Below are 4,814 nucleotides of genomic sequence, written 5' to 3'. Positions count from 1 at the left end.
TAGTATAACGCAAAAACGGTGAAGATGTGTTCGTCTTCGGGGTATTGAACCCCTCGACTCACCACTCCTCATCCCGTCGCCCACCCGATCGGGTAGAGCGCGGGGCTTCCCCGTGACAAGCGAAAGTCAACCGACTGAAGAATATCGCGCCAATCATCTGTTCCCCATCAACAGCAACAAATCCATATAGATCTCTACTGTTAGTCGTGGCAATCAATTCCTTTGCCAGGTTGCCGATCAGTTTCCCTTCTTGCTCACCTTCAGATTGGGAGAACACCGAAGCAAAAAGGCTTTCTATAGCTGATGAATCGCTTGGTTTGTAGGCTCGGAACTCCATTATTGCTCCCTGGGTAGTTATGAGGGGGGTGAACTCTGCAAATAGTCATGTAACCTAACCAACTCAACTGGCTTTCGATGTGAGGTTCTTGTTGCCATTTTATAATAAAAGAATGCAACAGCTTACTATCACCCGACCTGACGATTGGCATCTACATCTCCGCGATGGTGCAACACTGAAAGCGGTTCTGCCCTACACGGTGCGTCAGTTTGCCCGCGCGATCGTCATGCCAAACTTGAAGCCCCCGATCCGCTCAGTGGCAGATGCAAGCGCCTATCGCGATCGCATCCTCGCTGCCATTCCAGAGGGCAAACCGTTTGAGCCATTGATGACGCTCTACCTCACCGACAATACCAGCCCCGACGAGATTTTCCGGGCGAAGGAGTCCCAATTTATCAAAGCAGTTAAATACTACCCAGCTGGGGCAACGACCAACTCTGACTCCGGTGTGACGGATATTCGCAAGTGCGATCGCGTTTTTGAAGCGATGCAGCAAGTAGATATGCCGTTATTACTGCACGGGGAAGTGACGGATCGTGATGTTGATACGTTTGATCGCGAGAAGGTGTTTATCGAGCGACATTTAATCCCCCTCAAGCAACGATTTCCGAACCTGCGGGTGGTGCTTGAGCATATCACCACTTCTGATGCGGTGCAGTATATCCTCTCTGCCAGCGCGATCGCGGCAACCATCACACCCCAACATTTGTTATTTAACCGTAATGCCCTGTTCAAAGGCGGTCTGCGTCCCCATTTTTATTGCCTGCCTATTTTGAAACGGGAGGAGCATCGTCAGGCTTTGTTGCAAGCAGCAACATCGGGGAATCCGAAGTTTTTTCTGGGTACTGATAGCGCTCCCCATACCCGCACCAGCAAAGAAAGTTCCTGTGGCTGCGCCGGATGCTTTTCGGCGTTGCACGCCCTCGAGTTGTATGCCGAAGCATTTGAAAGTATGCAAGCACTGGATAAACTGGAAGCGTTCGCTAGTTTCTATGGTCCAGATTTTTATCAACTGCCGCGCAATACCGAGCGAGTTACCTTATCCAAAACGACTTGGCGCGTTCCTGATGAAGTTCCATTGATGGAATCGGGACTTGTTCCTTTAGGGGCGGGGCAGGAAATGACCTGGCAAATAGTATAGCATTCGCATCTTGGGTCAACCGTTAATGTTCCCTTTGAGCCAGTGGATTCGGCAGCGGTGAGTGTTTTGCTTCATGAGGCTGTCGAGGACAACTCTTGTCTTTCGAGTCAACCTTAAAAAGGTGAGATTGCCGTTTCGGTGACTAGACAAGGAATAATGGCTGATTGCTTTGTCTTGTCAGGGGAGATAACTCTTGTTATTGTATGATAATGATTATCATTTTAGTGAGGAGTGACTATGCCTGATTTAGGCAAGCAAGGGCTTGCAGTTTTTGGAATCATGACGATTTTGTTCAATGGGGGGAACGTTGCCCAAGGACAATCTTTGACAGACAGAACCCAGAGAGATAATTCTTCGCAAGTGAACAATGTTTTTGAACTGCGAGATGTGTCTCCTGATGACTGGGCATTTGAAGCACTACGGAATTTAATCGAACGCTATGGTTGCATTGCGGGTTCTCCTGATGGGGGTTTTGATGGTAACCGCGCTCTCACCCGTTACGAATTTGCAGCAGCCTTAGAGCAATGTTTGCGACAAATTGAAGATTTGATCAGCAATAACCCAACAGACGTAACCGAAGCAGACTTAGCAACGCTACAACGCCTCACGATAGACTTTGAAGCCGAACTGACGACTCTCAGCACGCGAGTAGATAACTTGCAAGCACGCACCACTGTTTTAGAAGACAATCAGTTTTCTACGACTACCAAACTCAAAGGAACGGTACTATTTTCCTTGAATAGTGCTCTTGGCAGCAACCAAGCTGTTCCGGTTTTTGCTGATGCGAATAACGCTCCTGATGTTGATGAAGGAGTTGTTTTTAACAATCGCGTTCGTCTCAATTTTGATAGTAGTTTTACCGGTCGCGATCTTCTCAAAGTGCGCCTTGATGCCACAGATGTCACCCGTTTCAATGCTGCTGGAACAACGGGGACTAATATGACTCGTCTTGCCTTTGATCGCGATACTGATGGCAATGTTGTCCTTGGCAAATTATTTTATGCAGCAGCAGTAGGAGAGCGTTTTTCTTACGCGATCGATGCCAGCAGGGGACGTTTTAACGCTCATATTGATAACTTTAACGGTTTTTTTGCCAATGCAGTTAAAGGTTCAATTTCCAACTTTGGGCGCATGAACCCCATTTATATTCAGGGGGCTGCGGGGGCTGGCGTAACCTTCAATTATGAACTCAGCGACGCTCTCACGCTTTCTGCGGGATATCTCGCCCGTAACCCTGCGGATGTGAATCAAGGCTTATTTAACGGTTCTTTTGCTGCCTTAGGACAACTTGCGTTTTACCCTAGCGATAACCTCAGTTTAGGGTTAACTTATGTCCGTGCCTATTATCCAGGAGGAGAACCCTTTGTTTCAGGCGGAACAGGGAGTCGTGTCGCCAATGCTCCCTTTAGCGGGAATATTGCCACCTCTGCTAATCATTTTGGCTTGCAAGCGAACTCTCGGATTAGCTCTAATTTTATCCTTGCCGGATGGGCAGGATTAACGCAAGCACAAGCGGAAGAAGATGGGATTGGTTTTGCTGGAACTTCTGTTAGTGCTGGGGATGATGCAACGATTTTCAACTGGGCGTTAACCTTTGCTTTCCCGAATGTAGATAATCGGGGTAGTCGTGCGGGAATTATTATTGGTCAACCGCCCAAAGTAACGGCAAATGATGGGGGACCCACTGGCGATGAAAGTGCGTTTCACCTCGAAGGGTCTTATCGTTATCAAGTCAACGATAACATCAGTATTGAACCTGGAGTTTTGGTTATTTTTAATCCCGAAAATAACGGTGAGAATGACACAATTACTGTGGGATTAGTCCGTACCATTTTTGCTTTTTAGTTTTCGGCAAAGCGTAAAATCTGACTCGCACTGAGGTTAAACTCTGGAATCACCGTTGATTTCAGAGGAGTATCCCCTGTGTAAACTGTATCTTCATATTTGCCGTTCACCCAAAGACAGACGGTTACTTGTTGAGTCTCGCGATCGATGATCCAGTATTCGGTAATTCCTCGTGCTGCGTATTCGGTATGTTTATAACGGTAATCGCGATCGCGATTTTCTTGTCCTGGGGAAACAATTTCCACAACTAAAGCAGGCGGGGGCATATCACGGGTAATGGTAGCCCGTCGATCTTTCGGTAAAGCTGCTAAAGATTCTTCTGTATGGAGGAGGAGATCAGGAACGCGACAAGAACTCCGTTTTCCAGTCACTTCTAATTCAGTTCCCAAAGCAATTAATTGTAAGGGTAGATATTTTGCCCATTCAAATAATAAATACTTGGCAATTTGCAGATTCCCTTGCGTTTCCGGTGGCATTTCAACTAATTCTCCATCCACCAGTTCATACCGTTGATCACTACCGTCGTCATAAGCCAGAAATTCCTCTAAAGTGAAGAGTTGAGATTGATTAGAGATACTTTGCATGGTCATTGCATCAGCTTCCTTTTCCTTATTTCCCAGTTTATCGGTTTTAATGGCTGCAATCAGGAAACTTCCTTATTCTAGAGGGTTTCAAAATCAAAATAATAAATAAAAGTTAAACTAAACCGTAGGGTGGGCATCGCCCACCTGATACCAACTTCATCTCTTCGACTGTCGGAAATCTTATGATCGGGTAGTCTTATAACCATATAACTTTTAACAATGACTAATCACTATATTCAGGTACTCAGTCAAATTAAATCCCTTAGCCTCTCTGAGAAGTTAAAACTACTGGGCGAGTTAAAAGAATTAGTTAATCAACCCGTAGAAGTTGAAGGAGAAGATGAAACCATGCCAATTGAGGAAATTATTCAAAGTCAAAGGGCATGGGATGATTATACATCTGAAAAAGATAAAGGAATTTCTTCTCAAGAATTAAAGCGTCAATTATTATCTGAATTAATGGTAGGGTGGGCAATGCCCACTCTACGAAGAGTAGAAGTTCATCAAAAATATTCCTAGCAGGTTTGTTAAATTTCATCCTTAGGCATCAACCAGTCAACTCCTAAGACAACAAGTAAGGCAATTAGTATTGCTGCAATGATTACACTCAAGAATGTGGGAAGAAAAAATCGATGGGGAGGAATTTGAAGTAGTTTTAGGGCTAAGCCCATTCCCCAAGTTCCTAGAACTGGAGTCATCAATAAATAAAACCAAAATCCACCCTTTTCTACTTTTCGTTTAACTCTTTCCGATGCTAAGCAATCCAACCATCTGGATAGACGAGGGATTCTAAAAAGGTAAGGATTCAGGTGTGGCAAAACTGGGGAATGAGAGAAGGACAAGGCTCACCGGTGAGAGGACTTTGCAAAGCCTGTTGGAAAAAAGTAATCACCGAACGTCCCTGAAG

Annotated in this window: 5 protein-coding genes and 1 pseudogene; 3 read left to right on the top strand and 3 right to left on the bottom strand. The window is 45.5% G+C overall.

The annotated features are described in order from the left end of the window. Positions 1 to 58: 58 nt before the first annotated feature. Positions 59 to 277 carry a hypothetical protein gene (locus GVY04_19405; protein NBD18218.1) on the bottom strand — a complete coding sequence of 73 codons (219 nt, stop codon included), beginning with the start codon at positions 275 to 277 and terminating at the stop codon, positions 59 to 61. Positions 278 to 449: 172 nt separating this feature from the next. On the opposite strand from GVY04_19405, the gene pyrC reads away from it, so the two are divergent. Further along, the gene (gene pyrC, locus GVY04_19400; GenBank protein ID NBD18217.1) at positions 450 to 1,478 is read left to right on the top strand and encodes a dihydroorotase; all 1,029 of its coding nucleotides are present in this window, start codon (positions 450 to 452) and stop codon (positions 1,476 to 1,478) included. Between the two features lie 237 nt (positions 1,479 to 1,715). Then, entirely contained in the window at positions 1,716 to 3,323 is a 1,608-nt protein-coding gene (locus GVY04_19395) for an iron uptake porin (protein ID NBD18216.1), read from the top strand. On the opposite strand, the gene GVY04_19390 is transcribed toward GVY04_19395, so the two are convergent. Beyond that, positions 3,320 to 3,913 carry a Uma2 family endonuclease gene (locus GVY04_19390; protein NBD18215.1) on the bottom strand — a complete coding sequence of 198 codons (594 nt, stop codon included), beginning with the start codon at positions 3,911 to 3,913 and terminating at the stop codon, positions 3,320 to 3,322. The two genes, GVY04_19395 and GVY04_19390, sit on opposite strands and share 4 nt — an antisense overlap. A gap of 213 nt (positions 3,914 to 4,126) precedes the next feature. On the opposite strand from GVY04_19390, the pseudogene GVY04_19385 reads away from it, so the two are divergent. Next, positions 4,127 to 4,357: pseudogene (locus tag GVY04_19385) on the top strand (hypothetical protein). A gap of 77 nt (positions 4,358 to 4,434) precedes the next feature. Here the strand turns inward: GVY04_19385 and GVY04_19380 are convergent. Further along, positions 4,435 to 4,605 carry a hypothetical protein gene (locus GVY04_19380; protein ID NBD18214.1) on the bottom strand — a complete coding sequence of 57 codons (171 nt, stop codon included), beginning with the start codon at positions 4,603 to 4,605 and terminating at the stop codon, positions 4,435 to 4,437. Between the last annotated feature and the right edge of the window lie 209 nt (positions 4,606 to 4,814).

It is taken from the genome of Cyanobacteria bacterium GSL.Bin1 (assembly GCA_009909085.1).
Lineage (GTDB): Bacteria > Cyanobacteriota > Cyanobacteriia > Cyanobacteriales > Rubidibacteraceae > Halothece.
Note: the sequence above shows the minus strand (reverse complement) of the source record. Positions and strands in the feature narration are given on the sequence as shown.